Source organism: Silicimonas algicola, assembly GCF_003970735.1.
Lineage (GTDB): Bacteria > Pseudomonadota > Alphaproteobacteria > Rhodobacterales > Rhodobacteraceae > Silicimonas > Silicimonas algicola.
Map to the genome: position 1 here is coordinate 2326039 of NZ_CP034588.1, position 25917 is coordinate 2351955.

Sequence of the window (25917 nt, forward strand, 5' to 3'; positions counted from 1 at the left end):
CGCTGGCAGGTCCTCTCCCCTGTGCTATTGGGGGGGCATGGACCTGTTGCAGCTCACGTCCCTTCTCATCGTCCTCGCGGCCCTTTTCGGCGCGGTGAACTATCTGTTCCTGCGTCTTCCCTCATCCATCGGCATCCTCGTCGTCTCGCTTGCGGCGTCTCTTGTCATCCTTCTGCTCGACGTCCTGGTGCAGGGATTCACGGTGGACGACGAGGTCCGTCGTCTCGTCGGCGGGATCGACTTTTCGGACGCGCTGCTCGAGGGAATGCTGGGGCTTCTGCTGTTCGCCGGCGCGCTTCACGTCAAGCTGAGCGACCTGCGGGCCGAGTGGAAGGTGGTCGCGCTGATGGCGACCATGGGCGTCGGGATTTCGACGCTGATCGTCGGCGCGGGGTTTTCCTGGCTGACGGGCATGCCCTTCCTCGTGGCGCTGGTCTTCGGCGCTCTCATCTCGCCGACCGACCCGGTTGCCGTCCTCGGCGTCCTGCGGGAGGCGTCGCTGCCGAAGACGCTCGAGACCAAGATCGCGGGCGAGAGCCTTTTCAACGATGGCGTGGGCTACGTCGTCTTTCTTGTCCTCGTCGGCATCGCCTTTCCGGTCGCAGGCTCGCACGGCAGCGAGGCGCACGGACCCGAAGGCTCGGTCATCCGGGGGGCGGCCGAACTGTTCTTCCAGGAAGCGGCGGGCGGAGCGGCGCTCGGTCTCGTACTCGGCTACCTGACGTTCCGGCTCATGCGGCGGATCGACGACTATTCGCTCGAGGTGCTGCTGACGCTGGCGCTTGCCTTCGGCGGCTACCAGCTGGCCGTCTTCCTGCATGTCTCGGCGCCGATCATGGCGGTCTGCGCTGGACTTCTCATCGGCGACGTCGGTTCGTCGAAAGGCATGAGCGAGGAGACGCGAAAGTACGTCGACGCCTTCTGGAAACTGATCGACGAGATCCTGAACGCGGTTCTTTTCATGCTGATCGGCGTCGAGGTCTTCGCCGTCACCTTCGACTGGCCCGCGTTCCAGACCGGCCTCGCCGCGATCATCCTCGCCCTTGGCGCGCGGCTGGCGGCTGTGGCCGTCCCGGTCTTCCTTCTCAAGCCCTTCCGGGGCTTCTCGACCGGAACCGTCCGCATCATGACCTGGGGCGGGCTCAAGGGCGGGATCTCGGTGGCGTTGGCCCTGTCGCTGCCGGACAGCGAGTGGAAACCCCTCATCCTCACCTCGACCTACATGGTCGTCGTCTTCTCGATCATCATCCAGGGCCTGACCGTCACGAGCGTCGCGAACCGGGTCGGGCGCGAACCGGACCTCGTGTGAGCCCATGACCGAAGCGCCCTTCGTCACCTACGACGTCTTCACCGACCGCCGCTTCGGCGGCAATCCCCTGGCCGTCGTCATCGACGCTACAAAGGTGCCCGAGGCGATGTTCCAGACCGTCGCGCGCGAGTTCGGCTATTCCGAGACGACGTTCGTCCTGCCGCCCGAGGATCCGGCGCGCGACGCGAAGGTCCGCATCTTCACGCCGACGATGGAGCTGCCCTTCGCCGGCCACCCGACCGTCGGCACGGCCCTTGCGCTGCACGAGGCCGGACGGGCGGGCGACGACATGGTGCTCGAGCTTGGCGTGGGTCCGATCCCGGTGACCGTCCGCGACGGCGTGGCGCGCTTCACGACGCGCGTGCCGCTGTCGACCTCGCCCGGACCCAACGCCGCGGCAGTCGCGGGTATGGTGGGTCTGGCGCAGACGTCCGTGCGCATCGACCGCCACCCGCCCGAGGTGGCGGGCGTGGGGCTGCCGTTTCTTCTCGCCGAGTTGGGCGGGGACGCCGATCTGGTCGCCGCCTATCCGGACCTCGACGCGTTCCGGCGCGCGGCGGGCGAGGAGGCGGAGCGGCTTGGTCTGCTCGTCTACCTTCGCGACGGCCCGTCGATCCGCGCCCGGATGTTCGCTCCCCTCGGCGGCGTCATGGAGGACCCGGCGACCGGAAGCGCCGCCGCCGCGCTGACGGCCTATCTCGGCAGGCTCGACGGCCGCTCGCAGCACTTCGAGATCGTCCAGGGTGTCGAGATGGGGCGCCCGAGCCTGATCCTGACCGAGGTGACGGTCGAAGGCGGCGCGCCAGTCGAAGTCGCCGTCTCGGGCCGCGCGGTGCGCGTCATGGAGGGGCGGATTGCTGTCTGACGTCATGCCCGATCCGTTGAAGCCCACCCTGCCCGACCTGATCTCGCTCCACCTCGACGGAAGGGGAAGCGGCCATGCCGAACCTCCGCTGTCGGCGACCGAAGGCGCGGGCTTTCACTGGGTCCACCTGCGCCGCGACGCCGAGGCGACGCCTGCGATCCTCTCCGGTCTCGGGCTCGACCCCGAGGTGCTAGCGGCGCTGACGGCCGAAGAGACGCGGCCCCGCTGCACGGTCCACGGCGAGGGCATCCTTCTCAACCTGCGCGGCGTGAACCTCGACCCCTCCGAAGAACCCGAGGACATGGTCTCGGTCCGCCTGTGGCTGACGGCGGCCCGCGTCGTCGGAGTGTGGCTCAGACCGCTTCTGGCGATGCAGGACGTGCTCGACGCCATCGAGCGGGGCCAGGGGCCGGTCTCGCCCGGCGATTTCGCCTCCAAGCTGGCGCTGAGGCTCGCCGACAGGGCCGAGCCGTCGGTGGCGTCGCTGAACGAGGACATCGACGCGCTGGAGGAGGCCGTCGACGAGCCCCAGACCGACAACCTGAGACCCGAGCTGTCGCGCATCCGGCGCGCCGCCATCCTGCTGCGCCGCTTCATGGTGCCCCAGAAGGACGCGCTCTCGACCATGCAGATCGAGGACGTGGCCTGGCTGACGCAGCGCGACCGCATCCGCCTGCGCGAGGCCACCGAGCGTGTGGTGCGACTGGGCGAGGACCTCGACGCGATCCGCGACCGGGCGCAGGTCGTCCACGAGCAGATCCTCGACCGCCGGTCCGAGGATCTGAACCGGCGGATGCTGCTTCTGGCCGTGATCTCGGTGATCTTCCTGCCGCTGACACTCGTGACGGGCCTTCTGGGCGTGAACGTCGCGGGCATCCCCTTCGCCGATCGTTCCTGGGCCTTCTGGGCGTTGAGCGGGGGAATGCTGGTGCTGGCGGGCGGTCTCTACCTGTGGATCCGGCGGACCGGGTTCGGTCGCTGAGCCGTCAGGCGCGCTTCAGCGCGATCACGGCGTTCGAACCGCCGAAGGCGAAGGCGTTCGACAGGACATAGTCGACCTTCGCGTCGCGCGCGACGTTCGGCACCACATCCAGCGCGCATTCCGGATCCGGCTCCTCATAGCCGATGGTGGGCGCGATGACCCCGTCCTTCAGCGCCATGATGCAGGCCAGAAGCTCGACCGCACCGGTGCCGCCGATCAGGTGGCCGTGCATCGACTTCGTGGACGAGATCATCACCCGGTCTGCATGGTGGCCGAAGACCCGCGCCACGGCGGCGCATTCGGTCTTGTCGTTGGCTGCGGTCCCGGTGCCGTGAGCGTTGATGTAGCCGACCTTCTCTGCCGGGATGCCCGCATCCTTCAGCGCGCCCTGGATGGCGCGCGCCGCACCCTGTGTGGACGGCATCACTATGTCCTCGGCGTCGGAGGTCATCGAGAAGCCGACGACTTCAGCCAGGATCGTGGCGCCCCTCGCCTTGGCGTGCTCGTATTCCTCGAACACGAAGACACCTGCGCCCTCGCCCTGGACCATGCCGTTGCGGTTCGCGCTGAACGGGCGGCAGGCGTCCTTGGACATGACGCGCAGGCCCTCCCAGGCCTTCACGCCGCCGAAGCACAGCATGGACTCCGACCCGCCGGTGATCATCACCGTCGCGGCCCCGCCCCGGATCAGCCAGAAGGCCTGACCCATGGCATGGTTCGACGACGCGCAGGCGGTGGCGACCGTAAAGGACGGGCCCTTCAGGTTGAAGGTCATCGAAAGATGGCTTGCAGCGGCGTTGTTCATCAGCTTCGGCACGACGAAGGGGTGAACGCGGTTCTTCCCTTCCTCGTAGACGACGCGGTAGTTCTCGTCCTGAGTGTTGAGACCCCCGCCCGACGTACCGAGCACGACGCCCGCCTCGGCGGCGAGATGGCCGGAGAACTCGAGCCCCGACTGGCGGATCGCCTCTTCGCCGGCAATCAGCGTGAACTGGGTGAAGCGGTCGTAGAGGGCAAGCTGCTGACGGTTGAACCGCGTCTCGGGGTCATACCCCTTGACCTGGCCGCCGATACGGATGGACAGGCGGTCGACGTCGCGTATGTCCAGCTCGCCGATCCCGCAGCGACCCTCGCGGAACGCCTCGAAGGTTTCGGAGACAGAATGGCCGAGCGGATTGATGGTGCCCGCGCCGGTGATGACGACGCGCCGCATTCAGCCCGACTGCTCGGCCACGAGACGCTCGACCGCGGCCACGATGGCCCCGACCGACGAGATGTCGAATTCGGACTTGTCGGGCTCGTTCGCGTTGAAGGGAACCTGGATGTCGAAAGCCTCCTCGATCGAGAAGATCGCCTCGACGAGCGCCATGCTGTCGATACCAAGGTCCTCGAGGGATTGGTCCATCCTGATGTCCGACGGCTGCAGCACCGCCTGCTCGGCGACGATCCCGACAACCTTTTGCCTGACGTGCTCGCTCATCCCGGTGCCCTTTGCGGCTGTTAGGCCGCTGTTTAGTCGTCCTCGTCCCTCAAGGAAACCGGATTCTTCAGCGCACGCACGTCCTCGAAGAGCCGTGGAAGACGGCGCCAGTTCCGGCTCGCCTCAAGGTATTGCTCCATCTTCATCGCGGGATAGCCGAGGATGACGCGGCCCGCCGGCGTCTTCGACAGGATCTTGGTGCCACCGCCCGCGACCACGTCGTCACCGATGAAGATGTTGTCCGTCACGCCGACCTGTCCGCCGAGGACGACGCGGTTGCCGATCACCGTCGACCCGGCGATCCCGGTCTGGCCGCAGAGCAGGCAGTCCTCGCCCACGACGACGTTGTGGCCAAGGTGGACGAGGTTGTCGAGCTTGCTGCGGTCGCCGACGCGCGTGGCGCGGATCGTACCCCGGTCGATGGTCGAATTCGCGCCGACCTCGACGTCGTCGCCGATCTCGACGGTGCCGAGCGAATGGATGCGCGTCCAGGCCGCGTTCCTGGCGCCGACCTCCTGGCCCCGGGCATGGCGCGCCTCCTCGACGCGGCTCTTCTCGGGGGTAACGAAGCTGAAGCCGTCGGCTCCCACGACCGCGCCAGGCTGCGCGATGAAACGCGCCCCGATGCGGACGCGCGCGCCGATGCGCACGCCCGAATGGATCAGCGCGTGATCGCCGATGACGGCGTCTTCGGCGATGGAGGCGTGGGAGGCGATGCGCGCCCCTGCCCCTATCCGCGCCCGGGGTCCGATGACCACGAAGGGTCCGATGGCGGCGCCCTCGCCCACCTCGGCCGTTGGATCGACGACGGCGCTGGCGTGGATGCCGGGCGCGATCTCGGGGCCCGGATCCATCAGACGGGTCAGGCCCGACATGGCGTAACGCGGGCGTGGCACGACGATGGCGGCCTCGAGCCCGAGCGCCTGCCAGTCGGCGCCGTCCCAGACGATGGCGGCGCGCGCGCGGCCCTGCGACAGGCCCTCGGCGTATTTCGGGTCCATCGCCAGGGCAAGATCGTCCGGTCCGGCAGAGGCCGGCTCCGCCGCGCCGGCCACGGAAAGCTCGGCGTCTCCGAAGGCGGTGGCGCCGAGTGCAGCCGCGATGTCCCCGATGGTAAAGCGCATCCTTGGCCCCTTTCAGGGCTCAGACTTAGCCCTGAACCCCGCCGGACGAAACCCCGGCCGACTGAAGCGCCTGCCAGATCCGCGCGTCCCTGCCATAGATGTCGCGGCGGAACTGGATGCGGCCCTTCGCGGGCGCGATGGCTGTACGATAGATGAGGTGGACCGGGATATACTCCTCGAGCTCCACGATGGTCTCGCGTCCGGTGGCGAGCTGCGACTGGAAGAGGCCTACGGGGTCCGACGTCTGCGGCATCAGCAGCGTGTAGGCGAAGTCGAACGGGTCCCCCAGCCGGATGCAGCCGTGGCTGAAGGCGCGCGCCTCGCGGCCGAAGAGGTTCTTCGTCGGCGTGTCGTGCAGGTAGATGTTGTAGCGGTTCGGGAACATGAACTTGACGAGGCCAAGCGCATTGCCGTCCGACGGCGGCTGCTTGAGGTCGAACGGAAAGGTCCGCTCGTTGAACTGGCGGAAGTCGACCACGTCGCGCGGCACCGTCCGGCCCCGGCGGTCGATGATCCGCAGGTGTCCGGCGGCGTAGGGGTTCCGCTGCAGAAGCGGCAGGTATTCCTTGATCGCGATCGAGCGCGGCACGTTCCAGGTCGGGTTGATGACCATGTGCTCCATCATGTCCGAAAACTCGGGCGTGCGCTGGTCGGCCACGTCGGACCCCACCACGGCGCGGGTCTTGAAGGTCACCTTGCCGTCGTCGATCACCTGCGCATGGAAATCGGGGATGTTGACCAGGATATGGCGCTTGCCGCGCGGCATGTTGGTCCAGCGCTCCCGCTCCATCGCGACGATGATCTGGTGCAGCCGCGTCGTCGCGCCCGTGTTGATCTCGGCCAGAGTGCCGGGTCCGACAACGCCGTCGACGTCGAGCCCGTGTTCGGCCTGGAAGGCACCCACAGCCTGGCGCATCCGCTCGTCGTAGGTCGTCGTTGCGGTACGCTTGAGGTAGCCCATGGCGATCAGGCGGTTCCGCAGGGCGACGACCGCCTGTCCGGACTGGCCCGGCTCCAGCTTCGAGGCGGCAACCTCGGGCCCCCAGCCGCCGCGGGCGACGAGCCGCTCGAATTCCACCTTGGCCTTCATCAGGCGGACGTATTCCGGGTTCTGCGGCGGCAGGGCACGCAAAAACCCCGTGGGCGAGGATTTCGAGAAGGCCGACAGCAAACCCTTGCGGTCGCGATAGGGCACCTCCCGGACGATGCCCGCATCCACCTTCGCGGGCGTCAGCACTCCGGTCTGCACGTCGCGCGCATAGGTGAGAAAGAGCTTCGACATCGCGACCTCGAGGCGGCCGAGGTCGCGTTCCGACCGGACCGATCTCAGGCCGACCTTCAATGCCGCGGTATCGTAGGCGGCGGCGGGCAGCCCGTGTGCCGGCGCCTCCTCGATGGCCCGGAGAAGGGCCTCGCGCCGCTTGGCCGACGTCCTGTCGGTGCCGGTCCAAAGGGCTGCGTACCCGGTCGAGCGGTAGAACTCCGCGATGTCGCGGTCTGCCGCCGCACCTTCGGCCACCGCCTGCACGAAGGCCGTCACCTGCGCGTCGGCTGGACGGATCCAGCCGGCAACGGACAGGGAAAGGGCGAGGAGGCATGTCAGGCTGAAGGTCCTGACGGCAAGGGCTGCGGTCATCGAGCGTCCTGGGTTTGGGTCACTGTTACAGGTCTTTGATGCCTGCTGTTCTTCGAGGGTGTCCATTCACAATCCCGCAAGATCTGGGCCCTGTCTCCCGGAAGACACGCGGCTATCACAAAATTGCCGCAGACCGCCCCACAAGGCCGCGTTGGCAGAATTCTGCCGATATCGTGCCCCAGTTCTTAATTTTCGTCTTACGCGGTTTCTTCGCTTAACCATTGCTGCCATAAAACTCGTGCACCTGGGGGACAGAGGTGACTCCAACGTCGGTTCCAACCGGCGAGGGGCAGAAAACGGGACATGTGCAGCATGACGACTTCTTCCTTGAAGGGCGTGACGCGTAGAGGTTTGCTCAAAGCGTTCGCAGCAACCACTCTTGTGGCAGCACCCACCTACTCCAATGCATTCGGACTTCTCAGGGGCGCAGGCGACATACGCCGCCTCCGGATGCACTCGGGCCGAACGGGCGAGAAACTCGATACGATCTACTGGATCGAGGGCGAGTACATCCCCGAGGCCTTCGCGGAAATCAATTCCTTCATGCGCGACTGGCGCACGAACGCGGTCATCAAGTTTGACAACCGCACCGTCGACATCCTTGCGGCCTCGCACCGCCTGCTGGATGCCGACACGCCTTATCTTCTCCTCTCCGGATACCGCTCGCCCGAGACGAATTCGATGCTTCGCTCGAAGTCGAAGGCCGTTGCGCGGAACTCGCTCCACATGAAGGGCCAGGCCGCGGACATCCGGGTCGAAGGGCGTTCGGTCAGCCAGATCTCGAAGGCAGCGGTCTCGTGCTCGGCCGGCGGCGTCGGCAAGTACTCGGGCTCAAACTTCGTCCACATGGACTGCGGCCCGGTCCGCGTCTGGGGCCGCTAGGCCCCTGCACTCTCGCAGACGGATATCTCCGGTCAGTGCGTGTCCCGCGCGCCGATGGAGTGATGCCAGAAACGCGCCCGTGTCCCTCCGGGCGCGTTTGTCGTTTCAGCCCCGAAAAGAGTGGCTTAGCAGGTGTAGTTCAACGCCAGCCGTCCCGCGTCGACATAGATCGTCTCGCCGGTGATGTAGCTTGCCTTTTCCGACGCCAGGAAGGCCACCACGTCGCCGATCTCGTGCGGAGTGCCGATGCGCTTCAACGGCGTGCGCGACAGCACCCGCTCCATCGCGGCGGGGTCAGCGTTGACGCTCGCCAGCATGTCGGTGTCGATCGAGCCGGGACCGACCGCGTTCACCCGGATGCCATGCGGCGCAAGTGCCAGCGCCACCGACTTCGTCAACTGCATGACGCCACCCTTCGAGGCGCAATAGGCCGGGATCGTCGGGATCGCGACCTGCGCGTTGATCGAGCTCATGTTGACGACGGCACCCTTGATCCCCGCCTCGACCATCCCGCGCGCGGCGTGCTGGAGTGCCAGGAAGCTGCCCGTCAGGTTCACGTCGATCACGCGCCGCCAGTCTTCGAGCGAGAGCGTCAGCACGTCGCCTGCGAGGGCGATGCCTGCGTTGTTGACGAGAACCGACAGCGGACCGTGATCGGCCGCGATCCGCGCGAAGAGCTCGTCCACCGCCTCTGCGTCGGCCATGTCGCAGGCGTAGCCCGCTCCGCCAAGTCGGTCCGCCGCCTCCATCGCCGCGTCGCCCCGCAGGTCGGCGAGGATGACCTCGCAGCCGTCCTCCTTCAGCGCCTCGGCGCAGGCATAGCCGATGCCTCGCGCCCCGCCGGTGATGAGAGCCTTGCGTGTCATGTGTCGTCCTCCAGTCCGTAGGTCTTCCGCGCGTTCTCGGCCGAGACGTATCCCGCCGCCACGTCCGCGCGCACCGCGTCGCGGTCGCGCGCGCCGGGATCTCCGTATCCGCCGCCGCCCGGAAGCGAAAGCCTCAGCGTGGCGCCTTCGGGCACCGACTGACGACCCTTGGCGCGCAGGGTCGTGCCGTCTGTCAATTCGACACGGCCGGGTGCGCCCTGCCCGCCGCCGTCGCGGCCGCGCGCGGGATAGGCGCAGCGGTCGAACATGGCGTTGAACATCAGCGCATAGCCCTCGCGCGGCGATATCTCGATGACCTGCCCCAGCCCGCCCCTCTGCTGCCCGGCGCCGCCGGAATCGGGCCGTAGTTCCTTACGCCAGACGGTGATCGGCCCGACCTGCTCGGTCGCTTCGACGCTCATGGTCGAGACGCCGGAGGGGAAGGCCGTCGCCGACAGCCCGTCGAGCGCGGGCCGCGCGCCCGTTCCGCCCGAGTTGAACATCAGCACCTCGCGCCGCGGCAGGTTCGAGGCGTCGTCGACCGGCCGACAGGAGATCTGGATGTTCCACAGGGCCGATGCCCCCTCGGCGGGGACCGTCGCCGGCAGCGCCTTGTGCAGCGCGCCGAGCACAACGTCGGGGACGAGGTGCCCCATGACGTGGCGCACCGAGACCGGCGCCGGTCGCCTTGCGGCGAGGATCGAGCCTTCGGGCGCGGTGATCTCGAACGGCTCCAGGGCGGCTGCGTTGTTCGGCACCTCGGGTGCTATGGCGCACTTGAGCGCATAGCAGGCATAGGCGCGGGTATAGACTTCGGGGCAGTTGACGCCGAAGCGGCTCATCCCACTCGTGCCCGCGAAATCGCAGGTGATGCGGTCGCCTGCGACGGTCAGGGTCACATGCATCTCGACCGGGGCCTCGAAGCCGTCGACGGTCATCTCGTGGGTGTAGGTGCCGTCCGGCACCTTCGCGATGGCGGCGCGTGTCGCCTGGTGGCTGGCCTTCGCGATGAAGTCGGACAGATCCTCGAGGTCGTCGGTCCGGAACTCGTCCAGCATCGCCTGAAGGCGCTTCTCGCCCGCCTCGTTGCAGGCGGCGAGCGAATAGATGTCGCCCACGACCTGAACCGGCTCGCGCACGTTGGCGCGCACGATGTCGACGAGGAAGGCGTTGACCTCGCCTGCGTCGGCGAAGCGCGAAATGGGGATCAGGAGACCCTCCTCGTAGACCTCGTTCGCATCCGGACCAAAGCCCCTGCCCCCGATGTCGACAATATGCGCGGTGCAGGCGAAGAAGCCGATCAGACGAGCTTCGCGGAACACCGGCGTGACCACGGTGATGTCGTGCAGATGCCCCGTCCCGAGCCAGGGATCGTTGGTGATGTAAACGTCGCCCTTCTTCATCGTCTGCCGCCCGATGGCGTCGACGAAATGCCCCACGCTTTCAGCCATCGCGTTGACGTGGCCGGGGGTGCCGGTCACCGCCTGCGCCATCATCCGGCCCCGCGCGTCGAAAAGGCCCGCCGACAGGTCGCCCGCCTCGCGCACCGAGGTCGAGAAGGCAGTACGCACCAGCGTCGTCGCCTGCTCTTCGACCACGGCGATCAGGCGGTTCCACATGATCTGGGCGTCGATGCTCATGTGCGGTCCTTCCGGATCAGAAGAAGGCTGCCGTCGTCCTGCGCGATGCAGGTGAAGGCGCTGGTGACGATGGTCGAGGTCTCGTCCTCGGTCACGATGGCCGGACCATCGACGCGGTCGCCGGGCGAGAGGTCGGCGCGCGCCACTTCGGCGGCGTCGACATGGGCGCGAAGGGCGGCATCGAGGAACCGGCGCGCCTTGCCCTCCGCTTTTCTCCCGGTCTCGCGCCGGGTCACGGCCGCGCGCGGCGGTTTTGGCGTCGCGACGGACAGGGTCCAGTTCGCCACCTCGACGGCCAGACCCTCGATGATGCGGCCGAAGAGCGTACGGTAGGCCTCCTCGAAGGCCGCGCGCAGCTTTGCAGGCGCATCCTCCCCGAAGACACGACTGTCGAGCAGCACGGGGATCTCCCACCCCTGCCCCGAATATCGCATGTGGGCGACGAGGCGCGTCTCGGTCGCCTGCCCCTGCGCCCCCGCCTCGACGAAGCGGCGCGCTTCGGCCTCCATCGTCTCGAGCGCCGCATTGACCGTGCCCGCGTCGAAGGTGTCGAGCCTCTGAAAGAGACCCCGCGCGGTCTCATAGCTGACGGGCGCCTCGAGAAATCCGATGGCCGATCCGACGCCCGCGCCGGGCGGCACGAGGACCGCGGCGATGCCCAGCTTCTCGGCCAGCCGCGCGGCGTGAAGGGGCGCGCCGCCGCCGAAGGCGATCATGGTGAAGTCCTCGATCTCGCGACCGTTCTCGACGGCGTGGACGCGCGCGGCGTTGGCCATCTGCTCGTCCACCATCTCGGTCACGCCGAAGGCCGCGTCGGCGGGGCCGAGGCCCTGCGCCTGCCCCACATGAGCGGCAAGCGCGCGTTCGGCGGCCTCGGTGGACAAGGGGATCTTGCCGCCCGCAAAGGCTTCGGGGTCAAGCCGACCGAGCGTCAGGTTGGCGTCCGTCACCGTGGGGTGCTGCCCGCCCCGCTGATAGCAAGCCGGTCCCGGTTCGGAGCCCGCCGAGCGCGGGCCGACCTGGATGCGCCCCAGGGCGTCGATCGAGGCGATGGAGCCGCCGCCCGCGCCGATCTCGACCATCTCGACCACTGGGGTCGAGACCGTCATCCCCGAGCCTTTCTTGAAGCGCCATGTCCGCGCGATCTCGAAGGACGAGGCGGTCTTGGGCGCGCCGTCTTCGATCAGGCAGATCTTGGCCGTCGTGCCGCCCATGTCGAAGCTGAGGGCGCGGCCGATGCCATGCGCGCGGGCATAACCTGCGGCGAAGATCGCGCCGCCCGCCGGGCCGCTCTCCAGAAGGCGCACCGGTTCTTCGGCTGCCGTCTCGACCGAGATCAGCCCGCCGCCCGAATGCATCATGTAGACGGGCGCGTCGGTTCCCGCCTCGCGCAGACGCGTGACGAGCCGGTCGAGGTAGGCTGCGACCTGGGGCCGGACATAGGCGTTGGCGATAACGGTGTTGAAGCGCGGCAGTTCGCGCATCTGGGGCGAGACGCGCGACGAGATCGACACGGGAAGATCCGGCGCGATGCGAGAAAAGAATTCGTAAACAACGCGTTCGTGGGCATCATTCGCGTAGGAATGAAGGAAGCCGACGGCGACCGTGGCGTAGTCCTTGGCAGCTATGTCCCGAACCAGAGCCTCGACCGCATCCGGATCGAGCGGACGCAGGACGTCGCCTTGAGGCGACATGCGTTCGGACAGGGTGAAGCGGTCCTTGCGCGGCACCAGAGGCTCGGGCAGGCGCAGGTTCAGGTCGTACTGCTCGAAGCGGTTCTCGGACCGCATCTCGATCACGTCACGAAAGCCCTCGGTCGTGACGAAGGCCATGCGCGGACCGGAGCGCTGGATCAGCGCATTCGTGACGAGGGTGGTGCCGTGGATCACCTGCCCCAGGTCGGACAGCGCCACTCCCGCCGCATCGGCCGTGAGGCGGATGCCTTCCAGGATCGCATCCTCGGGCCGGGCATAGTCGGTCAGGACCTTCGTCGTCGCGCGCCCGCCCGGATGATCGAGGACCACGTCCGTGAACGTGCCGCCGATATCGACGCCGCAGCGGATCACAGGAGACCCCGCGCAAACTGGTGCGCCGCGAAGGCGGTGTCGTAGGCCAACTCCCTGACGCCCGAGAAGCGCTCCGGTGCGCCCAGTTCCGTCAGTGGCAACGGCATGTCGGCCGGGTCGCCGCCGCTCAACAGGTCGGCCATCGCGGCGCCGAAGATGGTCCCCGTGATGATGCCGCGCCCGTTGTAGCCGATCGGCGTATAGGCGTTCTCGCCCAGGTGGACGACACGCGGCAGGTGGTCAGGGGTCATGGCGATGTCTCCGTGCCAGCTTGTCTCGAAGGCGACGGGCCCGAGATCGGAGAAAAGGCGGCGCAACTCGCGCGTCGCCCATTTCCGGGTGACGCCTCCCAGATCGCGCCCCATGCTGCCGACGATCAGGCGGTCCTGCGCGTCACGCCGGATCGAGGTCATAATGGGGGCCGTCGTCCACAGACCCTGACGACCTGGAAGGATATTTGTTAGCCTGTTCTCAAGTGGTTCCGAAGCGACATTGAAGTAACGGATACGATGATAGAGCCGCGACAGACCGGGCCAGAGCGTGTCTGTATAAGCATTTGTCCCGAGGACCAGCGACTTGGCCGTCACGGCTCCCTTCGTGGTCTCGAGATGCCAGCGCCCGCCCTCCCGCGTCAGCTTCGTCACCCGGCAGCCCGTCGCGAGCCGCGCGCCCGCAGCACGGGCGGCGCGCGCCAGGCCTCGGGTATAGCCCATGGGGTTGATCGTCCCCGCCCGGTGGTCGAGAAGCCCGCCCGCGAAAGCGGGGCTGCCCGTGCGGGCGGCGATCTCGGAGGCCGAAAAAAGCTCGACCGGCGCGCCGAGGGCCGACCAGTCGCGGTGGCGCAACTGAAGCTCGGCAAAACCCTTTGCATTGTGCGCCGCGTGGATCGTGCCTTCGCGCGTCGCCTCGCAGCGGATCTGGTGTCGCTCGATCAGGTCGAAGACGCGCCGGGGCCCGTCGCCGAAGATGCGCAGGAAGTGCCCCGCCGTCTTGTCGCCAAGCGTCGCCGTCACTTGCGACGGAGGCAGCCAGACGCCCGCGTTCACGAGCCCCACGTTGCGCCCCGATCCGCCGTAGCCGAAGGTCTCGGCCTCGCAAAGTTGCACGGACAGCCCGCGTTCGGCGGCGTGGAGCGCGGTCGAGAGGCCGGTGAACCCGCCCCCCACGATCGCAAGATCGACGTCGCCAGGCGCGAGCGGGTCGCGGTCTGTCAGCGGTTCGGCCGACGTCGCGTCCCAGAGGGAAATCGCGGCGTTGCCGGGGCGGTCTGGGTTCATTACGGTCGACTCGACAGCGGTTGCGGGGGCGAGTGTTTCACTCTTCCCCCGGACCTGCCAGAGGCGAGGTCGGACATGCGGAAACTGAAGAGAACCTCGGCGGACCTCGTGGCCGAAGCGAGGGCGAAGATCGAGGAGATCGCACCCGCCGACCTGCTGGCGCGGCACGGCGATGCGGACCTCGTGATCGTGGATATCCGGGACGTCCGCGAACGCCAGAAGCTGGGCTTCATTCCGGGCAGCATTCACGCGCCGCGCGGGATGCTCGAGTTCTGGGTCGACCCTGAAAGCCCCTATTACCGCGAGGTTTTCGGGCAGGACAAGACATATGTCCTGCATTGCGCCGCCGGATGGCGGTCGGCGCTGGCGGCGGCCACGCTGACCGACATGGGGTTCGAGGCCGCCCACTTGGACGGCGGGTTCAAGGGCTGGGTCGAAGCCGGCGGGCCGGTCGAAGAGGCCGCGCCGCGTAGCTGACCGCGCCGGCCTGTTTCAGGGCGCCGGAAGCGATGCGACGGCCTCCCGCGCGCGGGCGATCATGCGGGTGAGGTCGGCCTCGCTGCTGGTGGGCCCGCGCCGTTCGATCTCGACGAGGATGCCGCGCAAGTCGTCGTAACCGACCAGCCCCGCCGAACCGGCCAGCTTGTGCGCCGCGGCAGCCATGGCCGAGCGGCCGGGCTCGTCCCGCGCGAGCAGGTCGAGGCCGCCGACGCCCTCGGTCAGCATGGCGCGGGCGTCCTCTAGGACCGTCATCGCCTTGTCGCGGCCAAGCGTCTCGATCAGTTCGGTCATCGCCGGCGAGATCCTGGACAGGACCCGACGGTCCGGCCCCCTCAGAACCGCGTAGAGCCGGTCGCGTGACAGGGGCTTGGTCAGCACGTCGTTCATGCCGGCACTCAGGAAGCGGTCGACGTCGTCCTGCATGGCATGCGCCGTCAGCGCGATGATGGGGGTTTGCGCGTTCGGCCCCTGCCCGCCCCGGATCCGGCGCGTCGCGGCGATGCCGTCCATGCGCGGCATGCTGATGTCCATCAGGATCATGTCGAACGGCTCGAGCGCCGCGCGTTCGACGCCTTCAAGCCCATCCTCGGCCTTGGTGACCGAGCAGCCGGCCTGCTCCAGCATCTCGCCCACGACCATTCGGTTGATCTCGTTGTCCTCGATGACGAGGACATGCGCGGACGAGACGGCCGTGCCGGTCGCCGCCTGCACCCGGGTGCTGCGCGGACGGCTCGCCAAGACCGCTGCCGCGTCGCAGAGGGGCAGCCTGAACCAGAACACCGATCCTTCCCCGCGCTCGCTTTCGACACCGAGTTCGCCGCCCATGAGCTCGACGAGACGGCGGACGATGCCGAGGCCAAGTCCCGTGCCTTCGACCTCGCGCTGGTAGGAGGCGTCGAGCGTGACGAAGTCCTGGAAGATGCGGGGGATATCCTCGGCCGCGATGCCATGGCCCGTGTCGATGACGCGGAAGTCCACGGTGCCCTCGTCGGGCGCGTGTTCGACCTCGATGGTGATGCGGCCGTTGTCGGTGAACTTGTTGGCGTTACCGACGAGGTTGAAGAGGATCTGGCGCAGGCGGGACGGGTCGCCCACCACGCGTCCGCGCGGCTCGCGGCAGACGTTGACCGCGATGGCGTTGCCGCGGCGTTCGGCCTGCGCGCGCATCCCGTCGGCGACGGAGCGCACCAGGTCGACCACGTCGAAGGGTTCGGCCGCGACCTCGGCCATGCCGGCGTCGACGCGCGAGATGTCGAGGACGTTGTTGACATGCTCCAGCAGGTGCCGCCCCGACGCTTCCATCACGCGGACATAGCGCATCTGGCGGTCGTCGAGACCGCTTTCGGACAAGAGATCGAGGGTGCCGAGGACGCCGTTCAGGGGCGTGCGCATCTCGTGGCTCATCACCGCGAGAAGCTCGGCCTTGGCCTTCTCGCCCGCCACGGCCAGGTCGCGGGCGGTGACAAGCTCGCGCTCGGCCCGGACGCGGTCCGAGATGTCGCGGATATAGGCCACGATCAGCTCGCCCTCGGCGCTGTCGGCAGAGGAAATCGAGAACTCGACCGGGAGGACCTCGCCGGCCTTGTTCATCACCTCGTACTGGTCGGCGCCGCGGTGCGCCACGGGGTCGCTGACGGTGCGCAGGAAGCGCTGCATGTCCTTCGTCACGGTGGCGCGAAGATGGCCGGGGATCATCAGCTCGGCGACGTTGGCGCCGACGGCCTCGTCGCGGGTGTAGCCGAAGATGCGCTCGGCCGCGCCGTTGTAGTCGACGATCCGGCCCTGCGGCGTGATGACGAGGATGGCGTCGATCGACGACGAGATCATCGCCTGAAGCCGGCTTCGGCCCGTCGCGATCTCTTCCGTCTGCCGCTTCGAGGACTGGATCAGGATGAACAGTGCGCCGACCGAAGCCATGAGCGTGGCGAGGAGCAGGAACATGATGACGCCAAGGTCGAAAAGCGCGCCAGCGACCCGGTTGCGCTGCATTTCGGCGGTGGTGGCGAAGACACCCACGGCCTGGAGGGCGATCAGCCGCATGTCGTAGTGCATGGCGTCAAGCTGTTCGGCGATGTCCGGAAGGGCGTCAAGCAGAGCCTCGGGAGGGCCGTCGATCAGCGGGACCGTGCGGTCGATGAAGGTCTCGATCGTGCGGCGCGTGTCCTGAAGCTCGGGCAGGCCGCGGACAGAGGCGAGCGAACCGGCTTCCTGGAAGGTCTGAAATCGCGAGTAGAACACGTCGAACCGGCGACGCACGGCGGCGAGGTCGGGTTCGGGGCCGACGATCGACTTGATGACGGTGGACTCGAACGCCAGGAACTCCACCTCGATCTGGGCGATGGACCATTGCGAGCTGTCGCTGTTGGCTGTCGCGAGCCGGTCGATCTCGTGCCGGGCGTCGGCCGAAAGGATCCAGATCATCATGGCCGAGGCCAGGACGGTCAGAGCGAAGAGCAGGCCCCAGACCCAGACGTGCGTCCGTCGGGGCGTCGGCAGGTCAGCCGCCGTCACCGCTGGCGCCGCGCCGTCAGGGAAGGACAGAGAGGCGGTCGAGTTGCCAGATGCTGCGGGAATAGATCACCTCGGACTGATATTCCTGTTTAGAATCGAATGGATAGACGATCCACAAGGGACCCTTGTCGCGCACGCTCATGTCTTCGCCGTTGCGGCGGTAGGCGATGATGGGGCCGTCCTCGACCGCGTCCGAGACGGGGATCTGCACCGCATAGTCGTTGATCGCACGCGCTTCGATCATGCCCTCTGCGACATCGACCACCGCCAGGAAATGCGCTAGCGGCACCCCGGTGAAGGTCTGGTCGCCCTCGGTCCAGATCGTCGTCGTGCGGAATGTCACGGCGGGCATCGCCGCCAGCGCTTCGCGGTCATATTCGTGGACGTCCTCGCCGACGCGAAAGGTGAGGATCGCCTCGCCCGCCGCGGCGAGCGCGGGCCAGGGGATCAGGACGGCGGCGATCAGGGCGCGGCAAAAACGGGTCATCACGGGCTCCATGATAAGGACATCGGTCGAGCGGGGAAATAACCTGTGCGGCGTTACGAAATCGTAACCCGACTCGGATCGATCTTCTGCTAGTCTGGCGGCCAGGCTGGGCACGCAGGTCGGCACCTCCACGTTCGCCTTGCCATTTCGACACATTGCTTCTCGAATTGTAGGCGAAGTAGCGTCGCGATAAGGGTTGGAGCAAGCGCTTCTTAAGGGTTTGCGCAGGATACCTCGGTGCCGCCACAGCAGGACGGGCACGGAATGCGGATACTGATCGCCGACGATCACGGGATGGTGCGGGACACCATTGCGCTCTTTCTCGAAACCGAGGGCGTGGAACAGATCGTGCGCGCCGAAAGCCTCGACGCGGCCCTCGCGGCGGTGCGCGGCACGGGAAGCTTCGACCTCGTCCTTCTCGACTACAACATGCCCGGGATGCTGGGCCTGTCCGGCCTGGAACGGATGCGTGCCGCGAACGACGGGCGGCCCGTCGCCATCCTCTCCGGCACGGCGACGCCCACGATTGCACGCGATGCGATCTCGGCCGGCGCCGCGGGTTTTCTGCCGAAGACGCTCGACGCGCGCTCGATGATCTCGGCGATCCGGCAGATGGTCGCCGGCAAGACCTATGTCCCTTTCGACTTTCTCGAGCGTGACGCGGCGCGGACGGTGGGCAACCTGACCGAGCGCGAGACCGAAGTTCTTCGCGGCCTCTGCGAGGGCAAGTCGAACAAGGAAATCGCGCGGGATCTCATGTTGCAGGAGGTCACGATCAAGCTTCACGTCAAGACGCTCTGCCGCAAGCTGGATGCGCGCAACCGGACGCAGGCCGCGATGATCGCGCGCGACCTGAGCCTGGTCTGACGCGCAGGGCGATGTCGTCCGGGGATCTTCTGGTAGGGCGGTGGCGTCCCGCAGGCGGGACGCCGTGAAATCCTTCGGCATGACCCTGTCGGGCGAGGTGGCGCTTCCCCTAGGCTTCGTTGCGGGGCGGATCGAGGCGGCAAGGCACGCGTTCGGCGAGGCGGAGGCCTTTCGCATAGGCATCGCGGCGGCGTCGGTTCTTTCCGGAGGTCCGGTCGTCGTGGGACGCGACGGCGATGCCGGAGAGGACGACGGGGATGCGGACCGGGGCGGCGCGCTGTCCGACGCCCTTGCGCGAGGTCTCGCGGCGCGGGGCGCAGACGCGATCGACCTGGGCGATTGCGGACGAGAGGAGGTCGACTTCGCCATCAGCTATCTCGGCGCGGCGGGTGGTCTTGCCTTGAGGATGCGTGGCGCGGACGAGGTCATCCTGGAGTTCGCGGGGCCCGGATGCCGGCCGCTTTCGGTCGACGCGTTCCGCCGTGTCGGCGTCCTTGCGCGCGCGCAGAACATCGACGCCCCGCTCAGCTCCGACGCGACGCGCGGATCGGTGCGACGGATGGACCTGCGGGAAGCCTTCGCCTGGTACGTCACCGGCCTTGTCGATCCCGGCGCCATCGGCTCGGTGCGTCTGTGCGTGGGAGCAGGATCGCGCTCGACGGCAGGCACCCTCGCGGCGGTTGCCGAAGCTCTTAGGGCGCGCGGAGCGGACCTCGACGTGATCGGAGACCGCGCGATTCCCGCCGACCGCCTGCCAGGTGCCATCCGGCGACACGGCTGCCACATGGGCCTGAACCTCGACGACGGCTGTCTCGGCGCGCGCTTCCTCGATGACGGCGGACGGGTCATCCGACCCCCTGCGCTGGCCGCGATCCTTGCCGACGCCGCCATCCGGCGCGCGCCGGGCGGGGCGGTTCTGCACGATCCGGCTTATGCCTGGACTCTCGGCGACCGAGTGGCGCGCGCGGGCGGGGAAAGCCGCAACCACTCCGGCGGGGCCGCGACGCTGGCGCAAGCGATGCGCGACGCGGGTGCGGTCTATGGCACGCACCGCGATGGCCGACACGTCTTTCGCGACTTCATGTTCCGCGACAGCGGAATGATCTCGCTTCTTCGACTGCTTGAAGTCAGGGGACGCGAGCGTGCCGACCTCAGCCAACTCTGCGAGGAACAGGAGGCGCGGTTTCCGGCGTCGGACGTACTTGGCTTCGACATCCCCGAGCCAGGGCGCGCGATGGACGACCTTCACGCGATGTTCCGTCCCGCGGCGATCCGCATCCATCGGGACGCGGCGCTGACGATGACCTTCGAGGCGTGGCGGTTTCATCTCTGGCGGCGCGGCGCGGCCGGTCTGGGCCTTACAGTCGAGACGCGGCGCGATCCGGGACTTCTGGCCGACCGCGTCGCGGCCCTGTCGCAGCGGATCGGGGGCTATGCCGCCGCCGGCTGAACCGGGTCGGGCGGCTGGAGCGAGACGATCCGCGCGCCCTCGCCCACCTGCAGGTCCGCCGTGTCGTCGACGAAGGACAAGTCGCGCCGCCCGTTCAACGTGGCGAGGATCATCGCCCCCGGCCGGGTCGCCCGCCAGTCGTCGAGCGTGAACTCTTCGGTGATGCGGGTCAGTCCGAAGCGCCAGCCGTCACGCATCAGCGTCTGGAGCGCATCGTAGCTGCGGCCCTCTCCGATGGACATGCCGCCAAGCTGCGAGGGAAGCGCGTGGCGTGCCTCGTTTTCGCGCGTGCGGGCGATGCGCCAGACCTTGTCGCGTCCGAACTCGGGGGCGAGGTCGGTGGTGACGAGGGTGTTGTAGGCGTCGTTGTCGGTCGCCGCGACGACGGTCGTATAGGCCAGAAGCTCGATCGAATGCTCGGCAGCCTCGCCCAGGATGTCGCCATAGAAGGTGGGGATCCCGGCGGTGCGCGCGGCCACGAGGTGGGCGTGGTTCGGATCGGTGAGAAGGACCGGAAGCTCGGCCTTCTTCAGCGCTTCGGCGAAGGCGGTGGTGAAGCGCGACCCGCCGATGAGAAGAACGCCCGGCGCCTCGCCGCCCGACAACCCCAGCCAGCGCGCCATAGGGGCGAGCGTGAAGCCGTGCAGCACGACGGTGGCGGCGACAAGCGCGAAGGCCAGCGGTCCGACGATGGCGCCGTCCGGGACCCCGGCTTCGGCCAGCCGCTCTCCGAACAGCCCTGCGACGGCGACGAGGACAACGCCGCGGGGGCCTGTGAAGGCGATGAGCGCACGTTCGCGCCAGGGCAGGTTGGTGCCGAGAAGCGAGACGAGGACGGTCAGCGGCCGCACCACGACGACGACGAGCGCCACGAAAAGAGCCGCGCGCCAGGTAAGCTGGCCCAGAACCGCGAAGTCGAGCGATGCGGCCAGAAGGATGAAGACGCCCGAGACCATGAGGACCGTCGCCTGCTCCTTGAAGCGCCTGAGTTCCTCGTAGGACGGAAGGTCCGCGTTGGCGATGACGAGGCCCATGACCGTCACGGCGAGAAGGCCGCTTTCGTGAAGCACGCCATCGGTCAGCGCGAAGGCGGCGATCACGCCGCTGAAAAGGACCGGGACCTTCATGTATTCGGGCACAAGCGCCTTGCGGAACAGGACCACGATCCCCGCACCGACGGCGAAGCCCGCGACCGCCGCGAAGACGATGCCGAAGGCCGTGGCGGCGAAACTGACCTCGGACGAGCCGTTGAGGACGAGGACCGTCTGGAAGGCGATGACGGCGGCGATGGCGCCGATGGGGTCGTTGACGATGGCCTCCCATTGCAGAAGCGCCGCGGGACGCCGTTGCAGGCGCGCCTGCCGCAGAAGGGGCGCGATGACGGTGGGGCCGGTGACGATCATGATGCCGCCGAAGACGGTCGAGGCTTCCCAGCTGAGCCCCGCGCCGTAGCGCAGCGCCAGCGTCGACAGAAGCCAGCCAAGCGGTGCGCCGATGACGACAAGGCGGAACACGCCCGCCCGCGCATCGCCAAGCTTGCGGAGGTCGAGCGTCAGACCGCCCTCGAAGAGGATCACCGCCACGGCGAGCGCCACGAGAGGTTGGACGAGAGCGCCGAACTCCAGTCCGGGATCGAGGACACCCGCGACAGGGCCGATCAGTACGCCCGCCGCCAGCATCAGCACGATGGCCGGAAGATGCAGCCGCCACGCCAGCCATTGCGAGCCGACGCCGAGTGCGCCCACGAGGGCCACCGCCGCCACCGGCCCCAGGCTTCCCGCCGTCTCGATCGCCATCTATCGCCCCCGCCTTGTTTGCAGAAGGGAAACCACGGCTTCGCCCACGTTGACAATGGGGTGCGACCTCCCGGCGGCCAGCGTGAGCCCCCCGGATGGGTGTGATCGGCGGCGCGTGAGCGCGGGACGTCACGCGGGCGCGCCGTCCAACCGTCTCGCCGTGAACCCCTTCACGACCTCCGGCACGACGACGAGCGGAAGGGCGAAGGCACCGATCGTCAGCCACTCGTCAATCGACAGGGGCACGGTCTTCAGAAGCGTCTGCAGGGGCGGCCAGTAGACCGCCGCGACCTGAAGCAGCAGGCTGGCCGTGAAGGCGGCGATCAGGACAGGGTTGGACAGCCATCCGATGGAAGTGACGGGCTTCTGCAGAGAGCGGAACGCGAACACGCTGACCTTCTCGAAGACCAGCATCCCGGTGAAGGCGGCCGTCCGGGCGAGGTCGGTGCCCAGGGGCAGGAGGGAGTAGAAGATCCAGAGGCTTGCGGCACTGGTGTAGACCCCGAAGCAGAGGACGAGCGCCATTCCCGTGCGACCCAGGATAGGCTCGCCCCGGCGGCGGGGCGGGCTGCGCATCTGTTCGGGCTCGGCCTTTTCCAGTCCGAGCGCCACGGCCGTCGCACCGTCGGTGATGAGGTTCATCCACAGGATCTGCGTGGCGAGAAAGATCACCGGCCCGCCGAGGAAGAGGTTGGCGAGGATCGCCATGACCTCGCCCGCGTTCGAACACAGGAGGTAGCGCACGAACTTGCGCACGTTGTCGAATTGCCGGCGGCCTTCGGCGATGGCGTTCACGATGGTGGAGAAGTTGTCGTCGAGAAGGATGAGGTCGGCGGCGCTTCGCGACACCTCGGTCCCGCGCACGCCCATGGCGATGCCGATGTCCGCCGTCTTGAGCGCAGGCGCGTCGTTGACGCCATCGCCGGTCATGGCGACGATCAGCCCCTGCGCCTGAAGCGTCTCGACGATCCTCAGCTTGTGCTCGGGTCTGGTCCTGGCGAAGAGGACGTCGTTTCGGAGGAGGTCCGAAAGCTGCTCGTCCGACAGCGCATCGAGGTCCCCACCCTCGACGACCTCCGGCCTGCCCAGTCCGACCTGCTCGGCGATGGCCGCGGCGGTGAGGCGGCCGTCTCCGGTGATCATCATCACGCGAATGCCCGCGCTCCTTGCGAGGGCGATGGCGGACTTCACCTCGGGCCGGGGCGGATCGATCATGCCGGCAAGGCCGAGGAAGACGAGGTCATGCTCCCTCACGTCGCCCTCGTCCGCGGGGCGCGCGGCGAGAGCCAGGACGCGCAGCCCCTGCGCCGCCATCCGGGCGTAGGCGTCCGCGATCCTCTGACGCGCGGACGGGTCCAGGGATTCGATGCCGTCCTGACCGAGATACGCCGTCGACCGGTCGAGAACGACCTCCGGCGCGCCCTTCACATGCAGGCGATAGCCGTCCCCCTCCCGCGCCAAGACGCTCATCCTCTTGCGTTCGCTCGAAAAGGCAACCTCGGCGATGCGGTCGGCAGGCGCGACCTCGCAGGCCCGACCCTTGCGGGCTACCGCCACCAGCGCGCCCTCGGTCGGATCGCCGATCATCGCCCATGTTTCGCCGTCCCGCCTCAGCGATGCGTTCGTACAGGTCAGGGCGGTCCGCAGCAGGGCGCCCAGGATCGGGTCGCTTTCGGCGTCGACGCGAATTCCGTCCCTCTCGATGAAGCCGTCCGTGGAGTAGCCCTCGCCAGTGACGTCGTAGGCGCTGTCGGGGGTCCACAGCCGCGTGACACGCATGGCGTTCTCGGTCAGCGTGCCGGTCTTGTCGGTGCAGATGACCGAAGCCGCGCCGAGTGTCTCGACCGCCTGGAGCCTTCTGGTCAGCGCCTGCCGCCGCGCCATCGCTGACGCCCCGAGCGCCAGGGTGATGGTCACGACCGCCGGCAGGCCCTCGGGCACCATGGCGACGGTCAGCGAAAGGCCCGTCATCACCATCTCGAAGATCGGCCGGCCGCCATACCAGCCGACGGCGACGACGAGGGCCGCCACGACGAGTGAGGCGAGACCGATCTCCTTTGCCAGTTGGCCGAGACGCTTCTGGAGTTCGGTCTGCTTTTCGCCGACGGCTCCCGTCAGCGCCGCGACCTTGCCGAAGTCCGTTTGGAGCCCCGTTTCGGTGACGATGCCTGTCGCGCGGCCGGCGACAAGGGTCGTTCCGGCGAAGAGTCGGCTGGCCGCGCCCTCGCCCCCGACCGTCTTTGGGACGGGGAGGGATTCTCCCGTCAGGGCGCTTTCATCCGTCCGAAGCTCCGTGCCGGCCTGCAGTCTCATGTCCGCAGGGATCGCCTCACCCGCGCTCACGATCACAAGATCACCCGGCACGATCTCGCGCGCTGCGATCTTCCGTTCGACGCCATCCCGGACGACGACGGCGACCGGCGTCAGCATGGCCCGCAGGGCCTCGAGGGCGGTCTCGGCACGCCACTCCTGGACGAAGCCGAGAACGGCGTTCAGGACGAGGACGACGAGGATGGCCAGTGCGTCGATCCGTTCGTCGAGAAGAAAGGCGATCGCGGCGGCGAGGCCCAGTATGAGGATGAGGAACCCGCGGAACTGCCGTGCCAGCACGACGAAGGGCGACAGCGCCTTCTGGCGGGGAATCTCGTTCCAGCCATATTGCTCACGCAGGGCGGCGACCGCTTCCGTGTCGAGACCACCGCCGCGGGTCGGGAGCGCGTCTTGCATCGTGCCTTGCCTCGGACCGGGTCTCGGTCTGCTAACATGCCCCGCCGCAATGTCCCATGCGCAAGATCAAAGCCTTGATTGTGAAGAGCTGCACCAGAGCCGACCTACGGCCGGACGGCGGAGGTCTCGAAGGTCAGCGACGCCCAGCAGCTATTCCACATGGCCTCGGCGGAGGCCTCGACAGGCTCCAGATGCACGGCGTTCAACAGGTACTTTCCGGGCTTCGCCATGCGGATGGTGGCCCGTCCGGCAGCATCGGTGCGGAACAGGGTGCGCTCGGTGCCGGCGGGCGGCACACTGTCGCGCGGCAGGAAGAAGACCGACACCTGAACGTCCGCCGCCGGTTCGCCCCGCCAGAGAGCCTCGACGTCGAGGGCGGCGCGTCCGAAGCCAGACAGCATAGGACGAGAACGGCGAGGACCCGGCTCATGCGGCTCGTCATCTCAGAGGGAAGCTCAATGCGATCGTCTTTCCGTCTCTGCTGATCTCGAGCCGCGCAACGCCTGAGGTCGCGACTTCTTCATATCTCGTGCGGTCGGTTTCGACGTTTCCGACGGGTTGCCCGATGACGCGGGCCACGACGTCGCCTGCGTTCAACCCTGTCATTCGCACGGAGCCGACAGGCGGGCGACCTGGACATTGGCGCCGCCGAACTCGACGCCTCGCTCGGTGCGGCGACGGGCTTTGCCCTCTTCGCGATCCTCGGGGCCGCCTACCATCGCAGGTTCGGCGTGGAAGGTCTGGGAGGCGGAGACGCGAAACTCCTCGCCGCCGCCGGAGCATGGCTTGGATGGCAACCCCTGCCCTTCGTCGTCCTGATCGCGTCGGCGGGCACGCTCGCGGTCGTGCTCCTGTCCCGCTCCAAGCGCCGCGACATCGCCTTCGGACCCGGCCTGGCGCTCGCGTTCGCGCTGGTCTGGCTGGCGTTCCTGTCGACGTGACGGCGATGGAGTTTGCGGTGTTGGCGCACCCGACAGGATTCGAACCTGTGACCTCTGCCTTCGGAGGGCAGCACTCTATCCAGCTGAGCTACGGGTGCCTGTGGCCGTCATAGCGTCAGAGGACGGGGGAGGCAATCGGGTATTCGGCGCCGCCTGACCGGGGTCGGCGGCGCCGGGAAGCATCAGTTCTGCGGTGCTGTACCGACGGGCTGGCGACCACGGTCGTTGTCATCGCGGCCGTCATCCTGCGGCTGGCGGTAGACCGGCGGGCAGTAGATGCCCGAGGCCGTTTGGACAGGCTGAAGACACTCGTCCTCGGGGACGCAAAGCTGCTGCGGAGCCGCGCCGGGCGTGTAGATCCAGCCCTCCTGGCAACTGCCGTTTCCGTACTTGTCGAACACCGGCTCGGGGCGGACCATCGTCGTTTCCGTCTGCGCGCAGGCGGTGAGGATCGCGGCCGTTCCGAGCGTGGCCATGAATTTCGTGAGGCTCATCATGTCTCTTCCTGAT

General features: G+C 67.9%; 22 protein-coding genes and 1 tRNA gene. 8 read left to right on the forward strand and 15 right to left on the reverse strand.

All coding sequences use genetic code 11. The features are described from left to right. Positions 1-37 precede the first annotated feature (37 nt). From EF888_RS11565 to EF888_RS11575, 3 genes are read left to right on the forward strand one after another with little or no spacing between them, the layout of a single operon-like run. Positions 38-1309, forward strand: a complete 1272-nt coding sequence (locus EF888_RS11565; RefSeq protein WP_109758444.1) for a cation:proton antiporter — start codon at positions 38-40, stop codon at positions 1307-1309. Positions 1310-1313: 4 nt separating this feature from the next. After that, positions 1314-2174: a PhzF family phenazine biosynthesis protein gene (locus EF888_RS11570; protein ID WP_109758443.1), complete on the forward strand. Its 861-nt coding sequence runs from the start codon at positions 1314-1316 to the stop codon at positions 2172-2174. After that, on the forward strand, positions 2164-3156 hold the full coding sequence (locus tag EF888_RS11575) for a zinc transporter ZntB (RefSeq protein WP_241239653.1): 993 nt from the start codon (positions 2164-2166) through the stop codon (positions 3154-3156). Before EF888_RS11570 ends, EF888_RS11575 begins: the two co-directional genes overlap by 11 nt. 4 nt (positions 3157-3160) lie before the next feature. Here the strand turns inward: EF888_RS11575 and EF888_RS11580 are convergent, their stop codons facing one another. Genes EF888_RS11580 through EF888_RS11595 form a run of 4 tightly spaced genes read right to left on the reverse strand, consistent with a single transcriptional unit; the run spans position 3161 to position 7396 of the window. Further along, the gene (locus EF888_RS11580; protein ID WP_109758441.1) at positions 3161-4369 is read right to left on the reverse strand and encodes a beta-ketoacyl-[acyl-carrier-protein] synthase family protein; all 1209 of its coding nucleotides are present in this window, start codon (positions 4367-4369) and stop codon (positions 3161-3163) included. Then, positions 4370-4636, reverse strand: coding sequence for an acyl carrier protein (locus EF888_RS11585; RefSeq protein ID WP_109758440.1), 267 nt, complete (start codon positions 4634-4636; stop codon positions 4370-4372). Positions 4637-4668: 32 nt separating this feature from the next. After that, entirely contained in the window at positions 4669-5760 is a 1092-nt protein-coding gene (lpxD, locus tag EF888_RS11590; RefSeq protein ID WP_109758439.1) for a UDP-3-O-(3-hydroxymyristoyl)glucosamine N-acyltransferase, read from the reverse strand. A gap of 25 nt (positions 5761-5785) precedes the next feature. After that, positions 5786-7396 carry a L,D-transpeptidase family protein gene (locus tag EF888_RS11595; RefSeq protein WP_109758438.1) on the reverse strand — a complete coding sequence of 537 codons (1611 nt, stop codon included), beginning with the start codon at positions 7394-7396 and terminating at the stop codon, positions 5786-5788. A gap of 312 nt (positions 7397-7708) precedes the next feature. On the opposite strand from EF888_RS11595, the gene mepK reads away from it, so the two are divergent. Continuing rightward, entirely contained in the window at positions 7709-8278 is a 570-nt protein-coding gene (mepK, locus tag EF888_RS11600; protein WP_109758437.1) for a peptidoglycan L,D-endopeptidase MepK, read from the forward strand. Between the two features lie 125 nt (positions 8279-8403). Here the strand turns inward: mepK and EF888_RS11605 are convergent, their stop codons facing one another. Genes EF888_RS11605 through EF888_RS11620 form a run of 4 tightly spaced genes read right to left on the reverse strand, consistent with a single transcriptional unit; the run spans position 8404 to position 14127 of the window. Further along, positions 8404-9144: an SDR family NAD(P)-dependent oxidoreductase gene (locus tag EF888_RS11605; protein WP_109758436.1), complete on the reverse strand. Its 741-nt coding sequence runs from the start codon at positions 9142-9144 to the stop codon at positions 8404-8406. After that, entirely contained in the window at positions 9141-10784 is a 1644-nt protein-coding gene (locus EF888_RS11610) for a hydantoinase B/oxoprolinase family protein (RefSeq protein ID WP_109758435.1), read from the reverse strand. Before EF888_RS11610 ends, EF888_RS11605 begins: the two co-directional genes overlap by 4 nt. Further along, positions 10781-12850 (reverse strand): hydantoinase/oxoprolinase family protein, encoded by a 2070-nt coding sequence (locus EF888_RS11615; RefSeq protein WP_109758434.1) that lies wholly within the window; start codon positions 12848-12850, stop codon positions 10781-10783. The genes EF888_RS11610 and EF888_RS11615 overlap by 4 nt, the downstream gene beginning before the upstream one ends. Next, a complete protein-coding gene (locus tag EF888_RS11620; protein ID WP_109758433.1) occupies positions 12847-14127 on the reverse strand; it encodes an NAD(P)/FAD-dependent oxidoreductase in 1281 nt (426 codons plus the stop codon). Before EF888_RS11620 ends, EF888_RS11615 begins: the two co-directional genes overlap by 4 nt. Positions 14128-14202: 75 nt before the next feature. On the opposite strand from EF888_RS11620, the gene EF888_RS11625 reads away from it, so the two are divergent. After that, positions 14203-14604: a rhodanese-like domain-containing protein gene (locus EF888_RS11625; protein ID WP_109758432.1), complete on the forward strand. Its 402-nt coding sequence runs from the start codon at positions 14203-14205 to the stop codon at positions 14602-14604. Between the two features lie 15 nt (positions 14605-14619). On the opposite strand, the gene EF888_RS11630 is transcribed toward EF888_RS11625, so the two are convergent. Then, complete coding sequence (locus EF888_RS11630; RefSeq protein ID WP_109758431.1) at positions 14620-17139, reverse strand: hybrid sensor histidine kinase/response regulator; 2520 nt, start codon at positions 17137-17139, stop codon at positions 14620-14622. Between the two features lie 16 nt (positions 17140-17155). Beyond that, entirely contained in the window at positions 17156-17626 is a 471-nt protein-coding gene (locus EF888_RS11635; protein WP_206508299.1) for a putative pterin-binding protein, read from the reverse strand. Positions 17627-17890: 264 nt separating this feature from the next. On the opposite strand from EF888_RS11635, the gene EF888_RS11640 reads away from it, so the two are divergent. Then, entirely contained in the window at positions 17891-18493 is a 603-nt protein-coding gene (locus EF888_RS11640; RefSeq protein WP_109758429.1) for a response regulator transcription factor, read from the forward strand. Between the two features lie 64 nt (positions 18494-18557). Then, a complete protein-coding gene (locus EF888_RS11645) occupies positions 18558-19943 on the forward strand; it encodes a phosphohexomutase domain-containing protein (protein WP_109758428.1) in 1386 nt (461 codons plus the stop codon). Here EF888_RS11645 and EF888_RS11650 read toward each other — a convergent pair. The 3 genes from EF888_RS11650 to EF888_RS11660 all read right to left on the reverse strand — a co-directional run bounded on the left by EF888_RS11650 (position 19925) and on the right by EF888_RS11660 (position 24867). Then, positions 19925-21739: a cation:proton antiporter gene (locus EF888_RS11650; RefSeq protein WP_109758427.1), complete on the reverse strand. Its 1815-nt coding sequence runs from the start codon at positions 21737-21739 to the stop codon at positions 19925-19927. The genes EF888_RS11645 and EF888_RS11650 overlap by 19 nt on opposite strands. A gap of 129 nt (positions 21740-21868) precedes the next feature. Next, positions 21869-24466, reverse strand: a complete 2598-nt coding sequence (locus EF888_RS11655) for a cation-translocating P-type ATPase (protein WP_109758426.1) — start codon at positions 24464-24466, stop codon at positions 21869-21871. A 104-nt stretch (positions 24467-24570) separates the two neighbouring features. After that, positions 24571-24867, reverse strand: coding sequence for a DUF4198 domain-containing protein (locus EF888_RS11660; RefSeq protein ID WP_109758425.1), 297 nt, complete (start codon positions 24865-24867; stop codon positions 24571-24573). Between the two features lie 297 nt (positions 24868-25164). Between EF888_RS11660 and EF888_RS11665 the strand changes: the two genes are divergently transcribed. After that, positions 25165-25407, forward strand: coding sequence for a prepilin peptidase (locus EF888_RS11665; RefSeq protein WP_241239892.1), 243 nt, complete (start codon positions 25165-25167; stop codon positions 25405-25407). Positions 25408-25428: 21 nt separating this feature from the next. On the opposite strand, the gene EF888_RS11670 is transcribed toward EF888_RS11665, so the two are convergent. Continuing rightward, positions 25429-25505: transfer RNA gene (locus EF888_RS11670), tRNA-Arg, on the reverse strand. Positions 25506-25589: 84 nt separating this feature from the next. Beyond that, on the reverse strand, positions 25590-25901 hold the full coding sequence (locus EF888_RS11675) for a hypothetical protein (RefSeq protein WP_126918568.1): 312 nt from the start codon (positions 25899-25901) through the stop codon (positions 25590-25592). Positions 25902-25917: the final 16 nt, after the last annotated feature.

Excerpts from the sequence above, each read along its gene's own strand:
- EF888_RS11565 (WP_109758444.1), top strand. The coding sequence starts at position 38 with ATGGACCTGTTGCAGCTCACGTCCCTTCTCATCGTCCTCGCGGCCCTT.
- EF888_RS11570 (WP_109758443.1), top strand. The coding sequence starts at position 1,314 with ATGACCGAAGCGCCCTTCGTCACCTACGACGTCTTCACCGACCGCCGC.
- EF888_RS11580 (WP_109758441.1), bottom strand. The coding sequence starts at position 4,369 with ATGCGGCGCGTCGTCATCACCGGCGCGGGCACCATCAATCCGCTCGGC.
- EF888_RS11585 (WP_109758440.1), bottom strand. The coding sequence starts at position 4,636 with ATGAGCGAGCACGTCAGGCAAAAGGTTGTCGGGATCGTCGCCGAGCAG.
- lpxD (WP_109758439.1), bottom strand. The coding sequence starts at position 5,760 with ATGCGCTTTACCATCGGGGACATCGCGGCTGCACTCGGCGCCACCGCC.
- EF888_RS11595 (WP_109758438.1), bottom strand. The coding sequence starts at position 7,396 with ATGACCGCAGCCCTTGCCGTCAGGACCTTCAGCCTGACATGCCTCCTC.
- mepK (WP_109758437.1), top strand. The coding sequence starts at position 7,709 with ATGACGACTTCTTCCTTGAAGGGCGTGACGCGTAGAGGTTTGCTCAAA.
- EF888_RS11605 (WP_109758436.1), bottom strand. The coding sequence starts at position 9,144 with ATGACACGCAAGGCTCTCATCACCGGCGGGGCGCGAGGCATCGGCTAT.
- EF888_RS11610 (WP_109758435.1), bottom strand. The coding sequence starts at position 10,784 with ATGAGCATCGACGCCCAGATCATGTGGAACCGCCTGATCGCCGTGGTC.
- EF888_RS11620 (WP_109758433.1), bottom strand. The coding sequence starts at position 14,127 with ATGAACCCAGACCGCCCCGGCAACGCCGCGATTTCCCTCTGGGACGCG.
- EF888_RS11625 (WP_109758432.1), top strand. The coding sequence starts at position 14,203 with ATGCGGAAACTGAAGAGAACCTCGGCGGACCTCGTGGCCGAAGCGAGG.
- EF888_RS11635 (WP_206508299.1), bottom strand. The coding sequence starts at position 17,626 with ATGACCCGTTTTTGCCGCGCCCTGATCGCCGCCGTCCTGATCCCCTGG.
- EF888_RS11640 (WP_109758429.1), top strand. The coding sequence starts at position 17,891 with ATGCGGATACTGATCGCCGACGATCACGGGATGGTGCGGGACACCATT.
- EF888_RS11650 (WP_109758427.1), bottom strand. The coding sequence starts at position 21,739 with ATGGCGATCGAGACGGCGGGAAGCCTGGGGCCGGTGGCGGCGGTGGCC.
- EF888_RS11655 (WP_109758426.1), bottom strand. The coding sequence starts at position 24,466 with ATGCAAGACGCGCTCCCGACCCGCGGCGGTGGTCTCGACACGGAAGCG.
- EF888_RS11660 (WP_109758425.1), bottom strand. The coding sequence starts at position 24,867 with ATGCTGTCTGGCTTCGGACGCGCCGCCCTCGACGTCGAGGCTCTCTGG.
- EF888_RS11675 (WP_126918568.1), bottom strand. The coding sequence starts at position 25,901 with ATGAGCCTCACGAAATTCATGGCCACGCTCGGAACGGCCGCGATCCTC.